Below are 18,686 nucleotides of genomic sequence, written 5' to 3'. Positions count from 1 at the left end.
ATGGCACGCTTCGTCAACCTGCACGATGCCGGCCGCGCCCTGGCCGCCCATCTGAAGGCCGGGATCGCCCCGCTGCTGGCCGATATTGCCGCAGGCCCGCCGATCGAGAACGCCGCCGCGCAGGGCGAGGCGATCCGGGTATCGCTGCTGTGGGTGACGCCGCAGCCCACGCATCGCAACGACGAATGGTTCATCGGCGACGACGGCCAGCGCCGCCCGCCGCCGCTGTCGCTTTCGGCCTTCTTCGTCATCACCGCCTATGGCACCTCGCCCGCCGGCGAGCCGGTGCAGGCGATCAACCGGCTGGGCCAGGCGCTGCAGGCCATCGAGACCGATCCCGTCATCGAACTGCCGATCCCCGCCTCGGCCGATATCGACCCGGTGCAGGGCGAGGGACAGATGACGGCGACGCTGGTCCCGGTCGCCGCGGACCTGATGGAAAAGATATTCACGCCCCTGCAGATGCGCCACCGGCCCTGGGCGCTGGTCGAGCTGGGGCCGGTGCAGCTGGAACGGCTGACCCTGCCGCTGCCCGCCCCCGATATCGTCGCGCCGGGCGGCGTACGGCTGGCCGGGCCGCGGCCGATCACCCGGCCCGCGATCATCGGCGCCCTGCCCGACCCGCTTGGCGCGGGCCGCCGCCTGCGCATCGAGACGGCCGAGGCGGCGAATGCGACCGAGCTGCGCCTGGGCCCGCACAGCTTCGCCCTGGCCGACCCGCCGCTCGGCCCCGGCCAGATCGCCCGGCCCGACACCCTGGGCCGCATCTTCGTCACCTGCCCGCCGGGGGCCGATCCGGGCGCGCTGGACATCGTGCTGGTCGCGCCCGAGGGCGGCTCGGAACGGCACCCCCTGTCCGTCACCGCCGGCCGGCCCGCGCTGGATGCCCCCGCGGCGCCGCTGGCGCCCGGCGCGGACCTGGTGCTGACCGGCAGCGACCTTGCCGGGGCCGCGCAGGTCTTCCTGTGGCCCGCCCGCGGCATCCTGTCGCCACTCGAGGTGATCGAGCTTGCGCCCACGTCAGCGACCCCCGCGCAGGTGGTGGTGGCCCGCGCCGCGCTGGACGCGGCGGGGCTGCGCGCCATTCCCATGCTGGCGGCGCTGCGCATGGGCCCGAACCGCTTCACCCCCGCCGTGCCCATCGAGGTGGCGCCATGACCGCGATGGGGATCGGCGCGGCAGGCGGCAGGCCCGCCGACTGGATGCGCGAGGCGGCGCTGCTGGCCGTCGCCCATCACCTCGGCGACGCCGAAACGGGATACGACCCGCGCGCGGGCTGGCCCGAGCATGCCGAGGACTGGCGGCCGCTGGCCCGGCGCGCCGCCGAACTGCCGCTGTCGGTGGCGGGTTGGATCGAGGCCGCCGCCCTCGCGGCGGAACGCTTCCCCGACGCCGCCGCCGCCTTTTCCATCCTGGCCGACAATGCCGGCCTGCACCTGCCGACCCCCGCGGTCTTTGCCCGGATCGCGGTGGCCGGGCTGGGCCTTGGCCATGACGCGGCGCTGGCCGCCGCGCTGGTCGCGCCCCAGGACAACCCCCGCCTGGAACTGGCCCAGCCGCCGGGCGCATGCCTGCCCTCGGCACAATGGGGCCTGCGCCTGACGCCCGAAGGGCTGGCCCGCAGCTTCCGCGGCCAGCCCCGCATGCAGGGCGATTTCATCCCGGCCAGCCACCGCCCGGTCATGCTGCGCCCCGCCCGCGCCGCGGCCCGCATCCTGGCCGCCGACGGAACCCTGTGGCTGCGCAGCCCGTCGCGACGCATGGCGCTGCAACTGGCCGCGGACCTTGCCGCGCTCATGCCGGCGCGTGGCTTCGACCTGGTCGCGCTTCGCCCCGGCGAGCCGTTGCCCCTGCCCGACGACGACGCCCCGCCGCTGGTCGTCGACCTGTTCGCGCTGGAGACGCCGCCGCGCATTCCCGCGCGGCAGGGCTCGGGCGCGCTGGTGCTGCTGGCCCCCGACCGGTTCGACGCCGGGCGGCTGCGCGCGGTCGATGCGCCGCCCTTTACCCCGGCCGAGGCGCGCGCGGCATGGGATGCCGCCGGCATCGACGCGGCCATCGCCGATGCGCTCGCGCCGCGCTTCCAGTTGACGCTGGCCGAGCTTCTTGCCGCGCGGCACGAGGCGGAGATCCAGGGCAGCCTGGCCGACGATGCGCCGGGCGACCGGCCCGATGCCGCACGTTTCGCCGCCGCGATCCGCGCGGCGGGCGCGCGGCGCATGGGCCCCTTTGTCACCAATGTCCGGTCCGAGGTGACGCTGGACGACCTTGTCGCCGGCAGGGAAATCCGCAGCCGCCTGGCCGATGCCATCGCCTGGCGCGAGGCGCGGCGGCGGGTCTGGACCGACATGGGCGTGCCCGTGGATGCGGGGGAATCCCAAGGGCTGGCGCTGCTGTTTTCCGGCCCCCCGGGCGGCGGCAAGACCTTTGCCGCGCGCTGCCTTGCCAATGCGCTTGGCCTGAACCTCTATCGCACCGATCTGTCGCAGGTCGTCTCGAAATACATCGGCGAGACGGAAAAGAACCTCTCGCGCATCTTCGACGATGCCGAGGCGGGCCACGGCATCCTGTTCTTCGACGAGGCGGACGCCGTCTTCGGCAAGCGGTCCGAGGTCAAGGACGCCCATGACCGCTATGCCAATATCGAGGTCGGCTTCCTGCTGCAAAGGCTGGAGACCTTTGCCGGCATCGTCGTGCTGGCGACGAACCTGCGCGCCAACCTGGATCCCGCCTTCACCCGGCGGATGCAGTTCGTCATCGACTTTCCCATGCCGCAAAAGGCCGAGCGCGAACAGCTGTGGCGCCGCAACCTGCCGCGGCCCGGCTGGTGCGAGGACGGGCTGGACATCGCCATGCTGGCCGAACGGTTCCGCTTTGCCGGCGGCAATATCCGCAACGCCGCCGTCGCCGCGGCCCATCTGGCCGCCGCCGAGAACGCCCCGCTGGCCCCGCGCCACCTGGCCCGCGCCGTCATCCGCGAGCTGGAGAAGTCCGGGCTGCCGAGGGGGGCCGACGATCTTGGCCCCCTGGCCCGCTGGCTGGAGGAGGCGCAATGAACACCGCGGCTGACCTGGTCATCGACATCGGCGAAATCAGCGTCGAAAGCGCCTCGCCCGAGGATGCCGCCCGCCTGCGCGCCGTGATCGAGCGTGCCCTGGCCGAGGCCGCGCGCAGCCTCGCCGGGCTGACGGCGGGCACCGGGGCCCTGGGCGACCTGCGGCTGGACCTGGGCGGGGTCCGCGACCTGCTGGCCCCCGGTGCCGAGGCCGCGCTGGCGCGCAGGCTGGAAATCGCGATCCGCGCCGCATGGGAGGCCGCAAGATGAGCGACGCGATCAATTTCACCCAGGGCGCCTTCGCCGTCTACGATCCCGACGACACCGCCGTCATGTCCAGCTTCATCCCCTTCCGCTTCAACCCTGAATCGCTGACCCGCCAGTTGCAGCTGGAACAGGCGCAGGGGGCCGAGGGCGGGGCCGAACCCGGCGCCCAGGGAGCGGGCGGCAGCAGCGGCGAACAGGGGGCCGACGCCTCGTCCGGCACGCTCAAGGAAAGCTTTTCGGTGGTGCTGCGCTTCGACCTGGCCGACCGGGTCGAGGCGCATTCCTCGCTGCCGGTGGAATTCGGCGTGCTGCCGGAAATCTCGGCGCTGGAGGAACTGCTCTATCCCGTCGAAAGCGAGACCGAGGCACCCTCGGACGGCAGCGAGCCGGTGCGCGCCCGCGGCCGCCGCCCGATCGTGCTGTTCATCTGGGGCGAAAGGCGCGTCGTGCCGGTCAAGATCACCGGCATGGCGATCGCCGAGACCTTCTTCAACGGCAAGCTCTATCCCGTCCGCGCCGAGATCGAGGTCGGGCTGGAGGTGCTGGGCGAGGCCGAGGCCCGCGACAACACCCGCGTCCAGTCCTCGCTGAACTTCACCGCCGCGAACCGCCGCAAGATGGCGCGGCTCTATCTGGACACGACCGCCGACCAGGGCACCAGCATCAACCTGCCGCAATAGGGGAAACCAGCGATGGCCGTCGACAAGAACAGCCGTTACGCGAAATCCGGCCGGGTGGCCTGGATGCGGGCAGACGGCTCGCGGGTCGAGCTGATCGGCCCGACCCCGCGCCCCGCCCGCGCCGCGATCTTTGCCGCCATGGCCACCGACACCGACCGGCTGGATACGCTGGCCACCCGCTATTACCGCGATCCGCTGAAGCTGTGGCGCATCGCCGATGCCTCGGCTGCGCTCGATCCTTTCGACGCGGTGGTACCGGGCATGCCGGTGCAGATCCCCCCGGACAAGTGAGGACGCCATGGCCACGCCGCGCTTTTCCATCGAGATCGACGGAACCCGGCTTCCGGGGGTGCTGCTTGGCCGGATCGGCGCGCTGGAACTGACCGAGGCGGACAATGCGCCCGCGCGCCTGGCGCTGCGGATCGGGCTGCGGCAGGGGGCGGACGGCACCTATGACGTGCTGGACGACGGCCCCTTGGAGCCGGGCGCCGAGATCCGCCTGACCCTGGCCGCGCCGGGCGGGACCGACCAGGTGATGTTTTCCGGCTATCTCTCGCATCTGCGCCCGCATTTCGAGGAACCCGAGGCCAATTCCTGGCTGGAGGTGCTGGCCGCCGACGCCGCCATGCTGATGGCCGCGGAGGAGCGGGTGGCAAGCTATCCCGATGCCGGCGATTCCGATGCCGCGCGCGAGATCGCCGGCCGCTACGGCTTGCAGTTCGAGGCACAGGACACCGATGCCAAGCTGGCAGCCGACGACATGCTGCTGATCCAGCGCGCCGACGACTGGTCGTTCCTGCGCCACCTGGCGGCGCGCAACGGCTTCGTCACCTATCTGGAGCCCGATCCCGTCTCGGGCCAGCCGACCTGCCATTTCCATCCGCGCGACCTGGCCGGCCAGCCGCAGGCCGACCTGACCATCCTGCGCGAGAATGCCAACCTGGACTGGATCGACTTCGCCGCCAGCCTTGAGCGCCCGGAAAGGCGCCTTGCCCATGGCATCGACGCGGTGGCCAAGCGCATGGTCCGGGCCGACGGCGATGCCCAGGACGAGCTGCTGGGGCAGGCGCTGTTCGCCGCCGAGGCCGCCCAGGGGCTGGCCCGCGCCGGCGCCACCGGCTCGGTCCGCTTCCTGCGCGGCGCGCTGCCCCGCGATGCGGCGATGGGCGCCCATGCCCGCGGGCGCGGGGTGCGGGATCACCTGGCGATCGAGGCGCGGGGCCAGCTTGACCCCGCGCGTTATCGCGGCCTGCTGCGGGCGCATCGCACCGCGCTGATCAAGGGCGTCGGCGACCGGCTCAGCGGCACCTGGTATATCCGCGAGGTCACGACCGAGATGGTCGAGGGCGCGCTGGTGCAGCGTTTCTCGGCGCTGTCCAACGCCCTGGGCCGGCGCGGCGGCGAGAGCTTCGGGCAATCGGCGGAAGAGGAGCCCCCGGCATGAGCGGCAACGGACCAAGGACGGATTTCGGACGGATGCTGGCGGCAGAAGGGTTGTCCTCCGACTTGCTGCGCGCGCTGGCCGCGCTGGTGGGCGAGGCCGGGCGGCCCGCCTTCTACGGCAAATACGCCGGCATCGTCACCGACCGCGACGACCCCAGGAAGATCGCCCGCATCCGCGCCCGCGTCCCCGAAGTCCTGGGCGAGGACCAGGAAACGGGCTGGGCACTGCCCTGCCTGCCCTGGGGCGGCGGCCACAACCGCGGCTTCTTCGCCCTGCCCGAGGTCGGCGACACCGTCTGGATCGAATTCGAGGCCGGCGACCCGATGCGCCCGATCTGGGCCGGCACCTTCTGGGGCGCGCCCGAAAGCAGCGGCGGGCAGGACGACCTGGGAACCGAGACCGGCACCGAGGCGCCCGAGGGGCCCGACGGCCCCGCCGCCCCCGGCCTGGTCATCCTGCGCACCAGGGCTGGCCATGTCATCAGCCTGGACGACGACGGCGAGGTCGTCGTCATCGCCGAAGCCTCGGGCGCCGAGCTGCGCATCTCGGGGCAGGGAGAGATCACCATCACCGCCGACACGATCAAGCTGGGGGCCAATGCCTCGGAATCGCTGATCCTCGGCGACGCCTTCATGCAGCTTTTCAACAGCCACACCCATCCGACCGGCGTCGGCCCCTCGGGGCCACCGGCCCAGCCGATGGGCTCCAGCCATCTCAGCCAGGTTTCGAAGACGGAATAGACCATGCCGCTTGTCCCCGCCGCCCTTTCGCAATCGCTTCAGTCGCAATGGTTGCCGCGCGACGAGAACGGCGATTTCAAGGACGACGCCGCGGCCTCGGCGCAGGCCCTGGCGGGGGCGATCGCCGACTGGTTCGGCATGGCGATGGCGGCGGGCATTCCCTGCGCGACGGCGGCGGCGCGCAAGGGCCAGTTGCAGGCGCAACTGGTCCCCGTGCTGCAATCGGGCGCGGCGGCGGGGGCGGGCCAGGGGATCGCGCTGGCCTTCATGGCCTATGTCGCCGGCCAGTCCTTCGGCCCCGGCGTGGCCGCGCCGCCCGTCGCGACCCCGGCCGCGGGGGCGGCGATCACGGCGGCCCTGTCCGACACCGGCGCCGCGCAATCCTCGCGCGCCGACCAGATCGCGGCGGCGCTGCATGCCCAGGCCCTGTCCGCGATCGTGACCTTTCCGCCGCCCATGCCCCCCGCGCCCGTCACCTGAAAGGAGAGACAGGATGGCCGCCCGACATATCGCCGATCCCTTCGCCCTTGGCCCGCCGCTGGTGCGTGCCGGCACCCGGCTGCGCCGCGAGGGGCTGGCCGAGACCCAGGATGCGCATACCCATGTCCGCGACCGCATCATGGCGGTGCTGTTCACCCGCCCGGCCGAGCGCGTCATGCGCCCGCGCTTCGGCGCCGGGCTGGATGCGCAGGTGTTCCAGAACATCTCTCCGCTGGCGCTTTCGGCCATCGAATACCGCATCCGCGAAAGCCTCGACGCGGTTTTCGCCGGCGAGGTCACGCTGGAGGATCTGACCGTCGAGGATGGCGGCGACGAGGGGACGGTGCTGGTCTCGATCGACTACGCCCTGCGCGCCGACCGCAGGCCCCACCGCCTGGAGGTGGTGCTATGAGCGAGGCGGGCACCTTCGGACTGCAATGGGGCGAGGCCGAGATCGGGCCCGGCTGGCAGGGGATCGCGGCGCTGAGCTTTTCCGAACCGCCGCCGCCGGGCTTTGCCGTGGCCCTGTCGGTGCGGCTCGCCAAGCCCGCCGCGGGCCTCGCGCCCCAGGACATCGCCGTCACCGCGCCGGGCAGCCAGCCGCTGGAGGCCGAGGTGATGCCGGTCGCCGATGGCGACGTCGAGATCACCATCCGCTTCGCCCAGCAGGGACCGCGCGGCCAGACCCGCGTGCGGCTGCTCTCGGGCGGGGACGACCCGCTCGATCCGTTCTTCGCCGAGGCGGGCTTCGATTTCTTCGTCGCCTGCCCGGCGGGCGATTGCCGCGAACCCGCCGCGCCGCCCCCGCCGCCGGGGGTGCAGCCCGCCATCGACCTTGCGACCAAGGACTTCACCGGCTTCCTTGCGGTGATGCAGAGCTGGGCCGCCGCCACCGATCCGAACTGGGCCGGCACCAACCCCGCCTCGACCGAGGCGATGCTGGTCGAACTGCTGGCCCATCATGCCGAGATGCTGTCGCTGCACCAGGACCGCGTCGCGCAAGAGGCCTTCGTCGACACCGCGCGCGAGCGGCTTTCGCTCAGCCGCCATGCCGCCGCGCTCGGCCTGGCGCTGGACGAGGGCGGCTCGGCCCTTGCCGTGGTCGCCGTGGACCTGCCGCCCGGCCGGGCGGGTTTCCTGCCTGCGGGCACCCGCTTCGTGCGCGAAGAGGGCATGGGCCGGATCACCGCCACCTTCACCAGCCAGGCCCCCGCCATGCTGGACGCCGCCTGGAACGCCGGGCTGCAGCGCGATGCCGACCGGGGCCTGCTGCGGCTGGCGGCATGGCCCGGCGCGCCCGATGCGATCCTGCCCGCCGGCGCACGCGAATTGCTGCTGTGGGGCTGGGGCGCGCGTCTGCTGCCGGGCCAGCGCATCGCGCTGGTCCAGGGCCGTGCCGCCCATGTCACCCGGATCGCCGCCCTCTCCGAGATCAGCCAGCCGGGCTGGGCCGCCGATCCCTCGGACCCCGCCCACACGCTGCCGCGCGAACTGACGCGGCTGGAACTGGCCGAGCCGCTGCCCCTGCCCTTCCGGCCCTGGTCGGACCCCGAGGGCGCGCCGCTGCTGATCACCGCGAACCTGGTCGAGGCGATCCACGGCGACCCCGCCAGCGCCGCGAACGAGGAAGGCGCGGCAATGGGCCTGGGCGCCGGCCGGCAGGACATCGTCACCGCAACCGACCTGCTGACCGGAGCGGTCACGATCCGCGCGCTCAGGACGCCGCAGCCGCAGGTGCTGACGGACGGGGACGGCCGCCCCTCGGTCCGGCTGCATGTCGGGGCCGAGGCATGGGACTGGCAGCCGACGCTGATGAACTCGGCCGGCTTCGACCGCCATTTCACCACCGAGACGGAAGAGGACGGCGCGGTCTGGCTGATGTTCGGCGACGGCAATCGCGGCCGGGCGCTGCCCCTGCCGCCGGGGTCGGGGCCGCGGGCGCTGGCGAACCAGCCCGCGCATCAGCGCATAAGGCTGGACTGGCGGCAGGGCGATGCCGAGGCTGGAAACCTGGGCGCCTTCGCCCTGACCGGGACGCGCCCGCCGGGCGGCGGCGATGCCGGTGCGGCGGCGGATTTCGCGGCGCTGGCGCCGGTCGCCGCGACGAACCTGCTGCCGGCGACGGGCGGTCGGGCACGGGTCTCGACCGCCGTCGCCCGCGACCTGATCCCGGAATCGATCCGCAACCCCGCCCGCGCCCGCTGCGTCACCGCCGAGGATTACGCCCGCGCGGCCGAGGATATCCCCGGCGTTGCCCGCGCCGCCGCGAAACCGCTGGGCGGGGTGTTCAACACCATCATGGTCCTTTGCGCCCCCGACCAGGGCGACCGGCTGGACGCCGCGACGGCGGCCGCGGTGCATGCCCATCTCGACGCCCTGCGCATGGCGGGGCGCGAGCATGTGCTGGGCGCCCCGGATTATGTCGCGCTGGACCTGCATCTTGTCGTCTGCCCGCGGGCGGGCGCCGGCGCCGCCGCGATCCGCCGCGCCCTGCGCGAGGCGCTGGCGCCGGGCAGCGCGGCGCGACCGGGCTTCTTCCACCCCGCGCGCCGGGGCTTCGGCGATTCCATCCTGCTGTCCGAACTGCTGGCCGCCGCCGCCCGCGTGCCCGGCGTGGGCGCGGTCAAGGCCGCGACCTTCCGCCCGCTGCGCCGCGCCGGCGCGCCCGCCGTCTCGGCGGTGATCGAACTGGGCCCGACCGAGATCGCGCAATTCTCCGGCGACGAGGCACGGCCCGAGCGCGGCCGGCTGATCGTCACCGTCATGGGCACCGACACGCCGCCGCCCGGCCAGGGCTTCGTCGTGGCCGGACCCGCCCCCGAACCCGCAAGCACGGGGTAAAGCCATGTCGCGCCCGCCGATCCATCGTCCCAGCCCCTCACCCCGCGGCACCGACCGCTATTTCGGGCCCGATTTCAACGAACTGGTCGCGCTGGCCGAAACCCTTGCCCGCGACGGCCACGGCATCGAGATCCCGGCCAAGGGGCGCGGCCTTGCCCGCACGCTGATCGAACTGCCCGCGCTGGTCGCCCATATCCTGGGCGAGCATCAGGGGCTTTATGCACGCGAGGCCAGCCTCGGCTCGGCCCGGCTGGCCGAGAACCTGACCCGCCATGCCCGCAAGCTGGCCTACAGCCCCGGCCCCGGCGCGGCGGCGACCGGGCTTGCGGCCTTTACCGTCAAGCCCGGCCTGTCGGGCAGCCTGCCGCAGGGCTTCGCCTTGCAGACCTCGCCCCTGGGCGAGGCCAGGGCGCAGACCTTCGAGACGCTGGCCGAGGCACAGGTAGACGCGCAATGGAACGCCATCCGCCCCGCCGAGGCCGAGATCCCGGACCCCGTCCAGGTCATGGACGGGCAGCTGACGCTGCTCCTGGAAAGGCGCCACGGGCTAAGCAAGGACGAGATCGTGCTGCTGGAAGGGGCGCGGGGTACCGGCGTCTTTCGCGTCGCCGACGCGATGGAGGGCAGCAGGCCGCCGCAGATCGCGCTGCGGCACATCGGCGGCCATCCCTTTGCCGAGCCCGGCACCGGCGCGGATTGGCAGGCCGGCTATCGCCTCCTGGCCCGGCCCCGCCATGATGCGCGCCTGTTCGGCTGGAACGCTCCGGCGGCGCTCTGGCCGGCCGAGGCGCTGGCCGCGGCCAAGCCCTATGTCGGCCCGTCGACCACGCAGCCCACCGGGACGACCGCCTTCGGCTACGCCGCGCCCGCCGCGCCGGGCGATGCGCTGCTGCTTGCGGAAACGCTGAAACAGGCACCCGCGCCCGGCGACAGGGCCGTCCTGCTTTTCCCCGACCGGGCCGAGGTCTATTGGCTGGAAACCCTGGCCGAGACGGCCGTGACCTTCCTGCGCGGCGAGGTGATCGAACAGCCCAAGGTCACGAGTTCGACCGATGCGGCGGGCGCGACCGCAGTATCGGTCACCACCGAAAAGACCGTCGCCGAAACCGCACTTTCGGGCCGGGCGACGACACTGGGGCTGGCGATGCTCTCGCCCGGCCGGCCGCCGCGATCATGGACGGATTTTCCCCTGGACGCCCATGTCCTGACCGGCTGGGCCGAGATGCCGGGGCTTCTGCCCGCCATCCCGAACCCGGCGCCGCTTCAGCCCGAATTCGCGGTCGCGGCGGACCTCTCCGCCATGCGCCCCGGCCGCCCGGCGATCCTGCGCCGCATCTCGACCGGCGAGGCGCGCGAAGCCAGCTTCGCCGCGATCAAGCCGCCGCCCGCCGCCGGCGGGGGCTGGACCCTGCAGATCGAGGTGCCGGGCGGTTTCCCCGCGGATTGGCCGATGGGCGATGTCGAGGTACTGGGCAATGTCGTCCGCGTCAGCCACGGCGAGGCAAAACAGGACATCCTGGGCGGTTCGGACGGGGTGACGCCGCATCAGGAATTTGCGCTGAAGAACGCCCCCGTCACCCGCCTGCCCGGCGCGCTCGGCAGCCGCATGGCGCTGGAGGTGCGCGTGGACGGCGTGCTGTGGGATCTGGTCCCGGACTTTCATGATGCCGGCCCCGACGACCGGGTCCATCTGGCCCAGACCGACGCGGCGGGCGAGGTCCGCATCCGCTTCGGCGGCGAGGGGCGGGGCGCGATCCCGCCCTCGGGACGGCGCAATGTCACCGCCGCCTATCGCACCGGGCTGGGAGCGGCGGGCAATACCGGCGCCGGGCGGCTCAGCCGCATCCGCAAAGCCTCGCCCTTGATCGGGGCGGTGACGAACCCCCTGCCCATCGCCGGCGGCGCCGATCCCGCCGGCGCCGAGGACATCGCCCGGCAGGCGGTGCGCCCGGTCCGGGTCTTCGACCGCGCCGTCTCGATCGAGGATCACGCCGACCTGGCGCTGCTTTTCCCCGGCATCAGCCGCGCCTCGGCCCGCTGGCGCGACGGCGTGGGGATCGAGCTTGTCGCCGCCGATGCCGAGGGCAACGGCCCCGCCGATCTTGCCGGGTTCACCGCCTTCCTGGATGCGCGCCGCGATACCGGGCAGGCGCTGGTCGTCGCCGCCCCGCAGGCGGTGGACATCGCGCTGGCCCTGCGGATCGAACGCGACCGCGCCTGGCTGGCCGAGGCCGCACGGCACGAGGCCGAGGCGCTGCTGCTGGGCGGGGGCGACCTGCCGGGGCTGTTCAGCTTTGCCGGGCGCGAACTCTCGGCGCCGCAATCGCTGTCGGGCCTTTACGCGCGGCTGCTGGAGCGGCCCGGCATCGCCGCGGTGCTGGCGACGCGCTACCGGCTGGCCCAGCCCGCGGCGGGCACGGCCGAGGTCGCCGACATCATCCACGCCAGCACCCGGCAATGGCTGCGGCTGAAGCCCTCGGCGCTGGAGATCCAGGTGCTGGAACCGGGCGCATTGGGCCGCCTGCAACAGGGGGGCGCGCCATGAGCTATCCCTATGACCGCGACCACCTGAACCGCACGCGCGACCTGCTCTATGCGCTGATCCCCGAATATTACAAGCGCCGCGACCGGGCCGCCGCGCTGGCCGAGCCGCCCGAGCCCGCCGAGCTTCTGGCCATGGTCGAGGCGCTTGCCGCCCCCCTGGCCGCCCTGCGCCAATCGGTCGAGGAACTCCATGCCGACCTGTTCATCGAAAGCGCGGGCGAAGAGATGCTGCCCGTGCTGGCCGCCTCGATCGGGCTGGATCTGGTCTTTCGCGATCCAGACGCGAACCGCCGCAACCTGGGCGCGGCGATGGGCTGGCGGCGGCGCAAGGGCACGCCCGCGATGCTCGAGGAAATGGCGCGGGTGCTGTGCGACCGCCAGGTGGCGCTGCGCGAGGGCTGGAAGGCGGTGATGCTGACACAGGATCTGAACCTGCTGCGCCGCGAACGGGTGATGGCCGACCTGCGCCCGGCCTCGGTCGCCGACCGCGCGTCGGGGCCCTTGGCGGGGTTGATGCGGCTGTTCGACCCACGCCCCATCGGTCCCGATTCGGGCCATGTCCATCCGCGCCACCTGGTCCATTGGGCCTTTCCGACGCAGCTTCACCCCCTGCGCCGGGCAGCCTGCCACGAACTGCCCGCCGGCGCGGGGGACCGCCGCTTCGCCTTCGACCCGGACAACGCCTGGCGGCCGCTGCGCGTGCGCGCCTCGGGTTTCGACGACCGCCCCGGCACCGACCGCGTGCCCGACGGGCTGTTTGCCGAGGAACCCGGCGCCTGGTTCGGGCGCGAGGGGCGCTTCGCCGTGCGGTTGACCGGGGTTCCCGCCGCCGCGGTCCGCCCCGGCGCACCCGTCCCGCGCAATGCCAGGCGCGACCCGGCCGACAATATCCTGGGCCGCAGCCCCGCCGTGCTGGGCCTGATCGACGCCGACACCCGGCGCTATTCCGGCCCGGTCGAGATCGCGCTGGTCTCGGCCCCGCTTGCCGGCAACCTGCCCGACCTGGCGCTGGCGGAACTGCGCGGGCAGATCACCGTCGGCCCGGCGGGCCAGGCGGGAACCGCAGCGGGCGCCGGCGATGTCCCTGACAGCCATGCCATGCTGCTGCGCCTGCGCCCCGAGGCCCCCGCCGCCAGCCGCATGATCGGCGCGACGGTGATCGAGGTCGCGGGCAGCGCGCCCTCGGCCGGCCGCGCCGCGGCGGTGGCCGAGCTGGCGCTGGCCGGCTATCGGCGCGGCGCGCTGTATCTGCGCATCCCCGAACAGCGGATCAGCGGCGAACGGCTCTACTGGATCGGCGCCGACGGCGCGCTGCACGACCCCCTGCCGCTGGCGGCGGGCGCGCTGCCCGGCCGGGCGCTGGCCTCGGCCCCCGTCGGACCGGCCTGGCCCGAGGCCGAGGGCACCGCCGAGCGCGCACCCTTCGCCCCGGCGCTGGCCGCGCCGGCCGCCGCGCCGGCCGTGCTGCATGGCGGGACCGTGCTGCGCGCGAACGGCCTGTTGCCGGCGACCCCCGCCACCCGCTGCGCGCTGGTTTTCGCGCTGTCCTTTTTCGCCGGCCAGCGCCGCTTCGCCCCGATGCTGCGGCTGGACTGGACCGGCCCCGACCCGCGCAGCGCCAGTTGGTCGGCGGTGGGTGCGGACGGCGTGCCGCTGGCCGCCGCGGCCCTGCCGGCGCGCTTCGGCGAACTGGGCGGGATCCTGGCCGCGGGGCCCTCGGACCTTGCCCTGTCGCTGCGCTTCGAATCCAGCCTGAACGGCGCGATCATGACCCCGGCCGAGATCGCCTTCACCGCCTATGACGGCAGCGCGGTGCTGATCCACCTGCCCGAACTCATCGCCTCGGACACGGCCGAGACGGCGCCGGACGGCAGCGCCTTCTGGCCGCGCGGCCCGTTGCTGGCCCGGCACAGCGTGGCGGTCCAGGCGGGCGCGGACGGCTCGACCTGGCTTGCGGGCACGACGACGCCGATGCGGCGCAGCCTGGGCGATGCCGCGCCTCTGCCCGGCCCGGTGGCGATCCGGCGGCGCGAGGCGGGCTGGCGCCGGCTGTGCCCGTGGCAAAGCGAATCCGGCCCCGACGTGCTGGAACCGACCCGGCCGGGCCGGCTGGACATCGACCCGCGCTTTGGCCTGTTCGCGATGAACGCAGACGACGGCATCGTGCCGCATCCGCCCGCGGCCGGCATCGCCGCGCCGGATCCGGTCACGGTCGACCTGCAAGATGGCGCGACCATGCCCATGGGCGCCTTGCCCCTGGACCACCGCCGCTGGCTGGGCCTGCGCCCGGCGCCGACGCGGCTGGTCTCGGCATCGGGGCACCTTGGCAGCGGCGCCGCGCCCGACCTGCTGGGCCTGCCGCTGCACCGCACGGTCGCGGCGGCGCTGGCGGCGGCGGGCGCCGGCCAGCCCGAAGAGATCATCGAGATCGTCGATTCCGGCTTCTACCCGGCCGAGGCGCTGGCCTGGCCCGCCGGCCCCGCCCGGCTGGAACTGCGCGCCGCGCCCTTCGAGCGGCCGGTGATCCAGGTCGCCTCCTCGGTGCCCGGCGCGGCCAGCTATGACAGCCTTGCGCTTGGCGGCATCGCCCTGACCCGGACGGGCGCGGGCGGCATGACGCTGGAACTGCCCCCGGCGCAGCAGGTCTTCCTGGGCTTCCTGGGCGTGCTGCGCGCCGACCTTACCTTGCGGCTGCGGCTGTTCGAGGCCGCGGGGGTCGAGCGTGCGACGATCCGGCGCTGCATCCTCGGCCCGCTGCTGGTCGATGAGCCGGGCGAGATCGACATCGCCGATTCTATCGTCGCGGCGGCCGAGGACATCCAGCCGGCGCTGACCGCGCCGCTGGCACGGCTGGCCAGCGAACGCACCACCCTGCTGGGCCGGGTCGAGGTGGGCCAGGCCCAGCTTTCCGACACCATCGCCGCCGGGCTGCTGCTGGCGCATGAACGCTTTCGCGGCTGCCTGCGCTATTCGTTGGTCGGCCCCGGCAGCCAGACCCCGCGCCGCCATCGCGTGCTGGAAACCGACCCCGTGACCGGCCAGCCGATCCGCCCGCCCTTCGCAAGCCGGGAACGCCGCGACCCGGCCTTCCTGCGGCTGGATGCGCAGGGCGACGGGCGGGTGCTGGCCGGCGCTTCGGACGGGGGCGAGATCGGCGCCTTCAACGCCGCAAGGCTGGGCGAACTTTACGCGGGGCTGGAGCGGCGGCTAGCCGAGCATACGCCGGCCGGGCTCGGGACAGGAATCGTGGCGCGGGCCTGACAGGGGGCCCGGCCAGACGGGAACGACAGGGAGGACAGGCCATGGAAGGGGATTTTTCGCGCGGACACCGGCCTGACGCCAAGCGGGGACGCAGCTATCGGCGCGTGCTGCCGCGGCAGGGCGCGCCGATCCTCGACAGCGACCTGCATGCGCTGATGGACGCCGGAGACCGCATCGACCGGCAGGGGCTGGCGCATGTCGCCTGCGCAAGCGGCTCGACCGACCTGGGGTTCTTCGTCACGCCGGGGCGGCTTCTGGCGATGTTCGATCCGGTGCTGGGGCAACAGCCCCAGGCGGCGGGCGGCGCCAGCGCAGTGCGGGACTTCTCGCGCAAGTACCTGGACCGGCTGCCGGGGCTTCAGCTTGGCGGCGGGGCGGGAACCGTCACCGTTCCGCTGCGCAGCCCCTTGGCCGCGCCGACGCCCTGCCGGGTCTGGATGCGCGCCGACCAGCCGGCGACGGTGACGGTCGCGGGCAGCGTCCTCAACGTCCCGGCGACCGGCAGCTATGCCCCCTTTGCCGTCACGCTGAACGGCGCGCAGGCCGTCTTCGCCCCCGGCGCGCAGCCCTGCTGGGTCGCGCTGATCGAAACCGAGGCCCCCTCGGGCGCCTCGGCGGTGCTGCATTGGTGCGCGGGCGGCTTCCAGATCGGCGGGTTGCTGGCCGATGCCCGCGAGGCCGCCTGGCCCGACCTGACCGGACCCGCGGCGGACCAGTTGCGCGCCGCCTCGGCCGGGGCGCCGGGGTCGCGGGTCGCGGCCTATCTGGAACTGTCCGAGCGCGTCGTCACCGCCGTCGAGGATCCCGGCCTGCGCGAACAGGCGCTTGGTGCCGGGCGCGAGACGACCAGCCGGTCCGAGGTGGTGGCGCAGGTCAAGCTGGCCCCCGTCGCCGGCCTGACCGAGCCCGCGGCCATCGCCGCCGCCTTCGACAGCGTCGCCCTGCCCACAGGCAGCGTCGCCTTTGGCACCAGCGCGGGCACCGCCGCCGCCGATCCCTGCGACCTGCCGGTGCCGGGCGGCTACAGCGGCACCGAGAACCGGCTGTATCGGCTGGTCGTGCACGAGGTCACGACCGGCGCCGGCGCGGTCACGCGGTTCAAGTGGTCGCGCGACAATGCGGCGGGGCTATGGCCCTGTGCCCTGATGCCCGACCAGCCGCCGGGCGCGGCCGTCACCCATGTCCGCGTCGGCGCGAACGACCCCTTGCGCGCGGGCGACCTGGTCGAACTGACCTCGGAGGCGGTCGAGCGCGGCGACGCCGCCCCCGGCGCGGTGAATGCCGCGGGCTTCCTGCGGCCGCGCCGGATGCAGGGGATGCTGTTCCGGCTGGACGGCGGCGATGTCGTCGCCGGCTCGCTGCGCGAGTTCCGGCTGCTCGATCCGCTGACCGAAACCCCGGCGCCGCCCTTCGACCCCGCACCCCTGGGGACCGAGGGGCTCAAGCTGCGGCTGTGGTCTGGCCTGCTGGAACGGCCCGGCACCGGCGCAGCCACGTTGACGCTGGAACACGGGCTGATCGCCGAGGTCGATGGCGCCTTCGAGCCCGGCGACTGGTGGCAGGCCGAGGCCCGCGCGCTGGCGCCCCAGGCCAACGGCCCCGCCGTCACCACCGCCCACGGCCCCGAGCGGCAATTCGCGCCGCTGGCGCTGCTGGAGCGCGGCGCGGCGGCGACGCCGATGATCCTGCACGCATGGCTGGATTTGCGCAGCCGCAAGCTGTGCCGGCAAGAGGCCGATTTCACCGGCTACGACGGCGCCCGCGTCGGCACCGAGGCCGATACCGTGCAAGAGGCGCTGGACGAACTGTTCCTGCGCCTGTCGGACGGCTGCGGTGAAATCGCGGTGCCGCCCGGGGCCTCGGTCCAGGCGGTGATCGACACGATCCCCGCCGACGGCAATGCCCGCATCTGCCTGAATGCCGGGGTGCGCGACCTGGCCGCGACCATCGTCGTCGCCGACAAGGGCGACCTGATCGTCGGCGGCATCGGGCCGGGCACGATCCTGCGCGGCGACCTGCGGCGCATCATCCGCTTCGAGCGTTGCCGCTCGGTCGACCTACGCGACTTCGCGGCCGAGGCCCTGGCGGCGGGCGACGGCGCGGTGATCGACTTCGTCGATTGCGGCGAGGTGCGGCTGGACCAGGTCCGCGTCACCGCCGCCGGCCTTGCCGCACCCGGCCCCGCGGCCATCCGGCAGGTGTCGGGCGCGGACCGCCCGACCCGCCGCTTCGCCATGCGCCGCTGCACGCTGAGCCTGGGGATGTTCGACAGCGGCGTCACCGCCGCCGACCCCGGCCATGCCGAGATCGAGGACAACGTCATCGCCATCCGCCCCGATCCCCTGAACCTTGCCGCCGAACTCGCTGCCGGCGGCGAGACCCTGCGCGCGGTCGGAGAGGTGCTGCTGGACCGCATCACCCTGCATGACGGCGACGGCGGCTTCGACTTCGTCGGCGGGCCGGTCTTCGCCTTTGCCCCGCCGCCGGGTCCGCCCGTGGTGGCACGGCACGGCATCGCCATGGCGAACGGCATGTGGGGCCGCGACACGCTGAGCTTCTCCACCCATGCCACGCTGGGCAGCGAGCTGTGGGAGCGGATCGCGGAAACCAACCAGCCCCCCGGCGGCGCCAGCCACCCGCCCGAGATCATGGACGATTTCCTGCGCGACTTTCGCCGCGACCTGGCGCGCGCGGTCTTCGGCCTGGGCTCTTCGGCGACCATCCCGGCCGGGATGGGGCCGCTGTTCCAGCCCCTGCGCGACGGGCTGAGCGCCACGAACGGCGTGGCGCACGGGCGCACCGGCATCACCGTCGCCGCCTCGCGCGGGCCGGCCCGCGGCAAGGCGCTGGTCCGCCCGGTCGCCGCACTGCTGGCACTGCCGGGCCAGAGCGCGCGTATCCGCGGCAACCAGGTTTCGGGCTTTGCCCAGGGGGTCCGCATCGCCGGCTCGTCGGGCCGGTCGCGGTCCAATTTCATCTTCCTGCGCTCGGTCGAGGTGCAGGACAACCGCATCGACCTGCGCCTGCCCTGGCAAGCCCGCCAGCGCGGCGGCATCTGGATCGGCAGCACCCTGTCGGCGCGGATCAACGGCAACCAGGCCATCGACGCCGGCTATGTGCCGCTGGCGGATGGCGAGCAGCCGATCGGGCTGGATTGCGACGGCATCCGCTTGTGGGGCTGGTTCGGGCCGCTGGTCGAGGTCAGGGGCAATTTCTGCCACGGTCCCTCGGTCGGGATCCGCTGGGTCAGCCTTGGCAATGACGAGCCGAGCTGGGGCCGCCCCGACGTCTTCATCGGCGCCTTCGCCGACAACGCCTATTCGGGGATGGGCAGTCCCAGCCTGCCCGCGACCCTGCCCTGAAACGGAGAATTG

At 73.7% G+C, this 18,686-nt stretch carries 13 protein-coding genes; all 13 read left to right on the top strand.

Going from position 1 to position 18,686, the window contains the following annotated elements:
- Genes ACNKFW_RS21800 through ACNKFW_RS21740 form a run of 13 tightly spaced genes read left to right on the top strand, consistent with a single transcriptional unit; the run spans position 1 to position 18,674 of the window.
- Positions 1-1,158, top strand: a complete 1,158-nt coding sequence (locus ACNKFW_RS21800; protein WP_333484292.1) for a Pvc16 family protein — start codon at positions 1-3, stop codon at positions 1,156-1,158.
- Positions 1,155-3,056, top strand: a complete 1,902-nt coding sequence (locus ACNKFW_RS21795) for an ATP-binding protein (protein ID WP_333484291.1) — start codon at positions 1,155-1,157, stop codon at positions 3,054-3,056. The genes ACNKFW_RS21800 and ACNKFW_RS21795 overlap by 4 nt, the downstream gene beginning before the upstream one ends.
- A complete protein-coding gene (locus ACNKFW_RS21790) occupies positions 3,053-3,325 on the top strand; it encodes a hypothetical protein (RefSeq protein ID WP_147429332.1) in 273 nt (90 codons plus the stop codon). Before ACNKFW_RS21795 ends, ACNKFW_RS21790 begins: the two co-directional genes overlap by 4 nt.
- On the top strand, positions 3,322-4,002 hold the full coding sequence (locus ACNKFW_RS21785) for a hypothetical protein (protein WP_074990480.1): 681 nt from the start codon (positions 3,322-3,324) through the stop codon (positions 4,000-4,002). Before ACNKFW_RS21790 ends, ACNKFW_RS21785 begins: the two co-directional genes overlap by 4 nt.
- Positions 4,003-4,014: 12 nt before the next feature.
- Positions 4,015-4,293: a hypothetical protein gene (locus ACNKFW_RS21780; protein ID WP_074990482.1), complete on the top strand. Its 279-nt coding sequence runs from the start codon at positions 4,015-4,017 to the stop codon at positions 4,291-4,293.
- A 7-nt stretch (positions 4,294-4,300) separates the two neighbouring features.
- Positions 4,301-5,446 carry a hypothetical protein gene (locus tag ACNKFW_RS21775; RefSeq protein ID WP_333484290.1) on the top strand — a complete coding sequence of 382 codons (1,146 nt, stop codon included), beginning with the start codon at positions 4,301-4,303 and terminating at the stop codon, positions 5,444-5,446.
- The gene (locus ACNKFW_RS21770) at positions 5,443-6,186 is read left to right on the top strand and encodes a phage baseplate assembly protein V (protein ID WP_211331229.1); all 744 of its coding nucleotides are present in this window, start codon (positions 5,443-5,445) and stop codon (positions 6,184-6,186) included. Before ACNKFW_RS21775 ends, ACNKFW_RS21770 begins: the two co-directional genes overlap by 4 nt.
- Before the next feature lie 3 nt (positions 6,187-6,189).
- Positions 6,190-6,666, top strand: a complete 477-nt coding sequence (locus ACNKFW_RS21765) for a hypothetical protein (protein WP_074990488.1) — start codon at positions 6,190-6,192, stop codon at positions 6,664-6,666.
- A 13-nt stretch (positions 6,667-6,679) separates the two neighbouring features.
- Positions 6,680-7,078 carry a GPW/gp25 family protein gene (locus ACNKFW_RS21760; RefSeq protein WP_074990490.1) on the top strand — a complete coding sequence of 133 codons (399 nt, stop codon included), beginning with the start codon at positions 6,680-6,682 and terminating at the stop codon, positions 7,076-7,078.
- Positions 7,075-9,507 carry a hypothetical protein gene (locus ACNKFW_RS21755; protein ID WP_333484289.1) on the top strand — a complete coding sequence of 811 codons (2,433 nt, stop codon included), beginning with the start codon at positions 7,075-7,077 and terminating at the stop codon, positions 9,505-9,507. The genes ACNKFW_RS21760 and ACNKFW_RS21755 overlap by 4 nt, the downstream gene beginning before the upstream one ends.
- 4 nt (positions 9,508-9,511) lie before the next feature.
- Positions 9,512-12,052: a hypothetical protein gene (locus tag ACNKFW_RS21750; RefSeq protein ID WP_179922228.1), complete on the top strand. Its 2,541-nt coding sequence runs from the start codon at positions 9,512-9,514 to the stop codon at positions 12,050-12,052.
- Entirely contained in the window at positions 12,049-15,312 is a 3,264-nt protein-coding gene (locus ACNKFW_RS21745) for a phage tail protein (RefSeq protein WP_333484288.1), read from the top strand. The genes ACNKFW_RS21750 and ACNKFW_RS21745 overlap by 4 nt, the downstream gene beginning before the upstream one ends.
- Positions 15,313-15,353: 41 nt before the next feature.
- A complete protein-coding gene (locus ACNKFW_RS21740) occupies positions 15,354-18,674 on the top strand; it encodes a hypothetical protein (protein ID WP_333484287.1) in 3,321 nt (1,106 codons plus the stop codon).
- Positions 18,675-18,686 lie beyond the last annotated feature (12 nt).

The organism is Paracoccus sp. TD-10, from assembly GCF_048270675.1.
GTDB lineage: Bacteria > Pseudomonadota > Alphaproteobacteria > Rhodobacterales > Rhodobacteraceae > Paracoccus > Paracoccus pantotrophus.
Note: the sequence above shows the minus strand (reverse complement) of the source record. Positions and strands in the feature narration are given on the sequence as shown.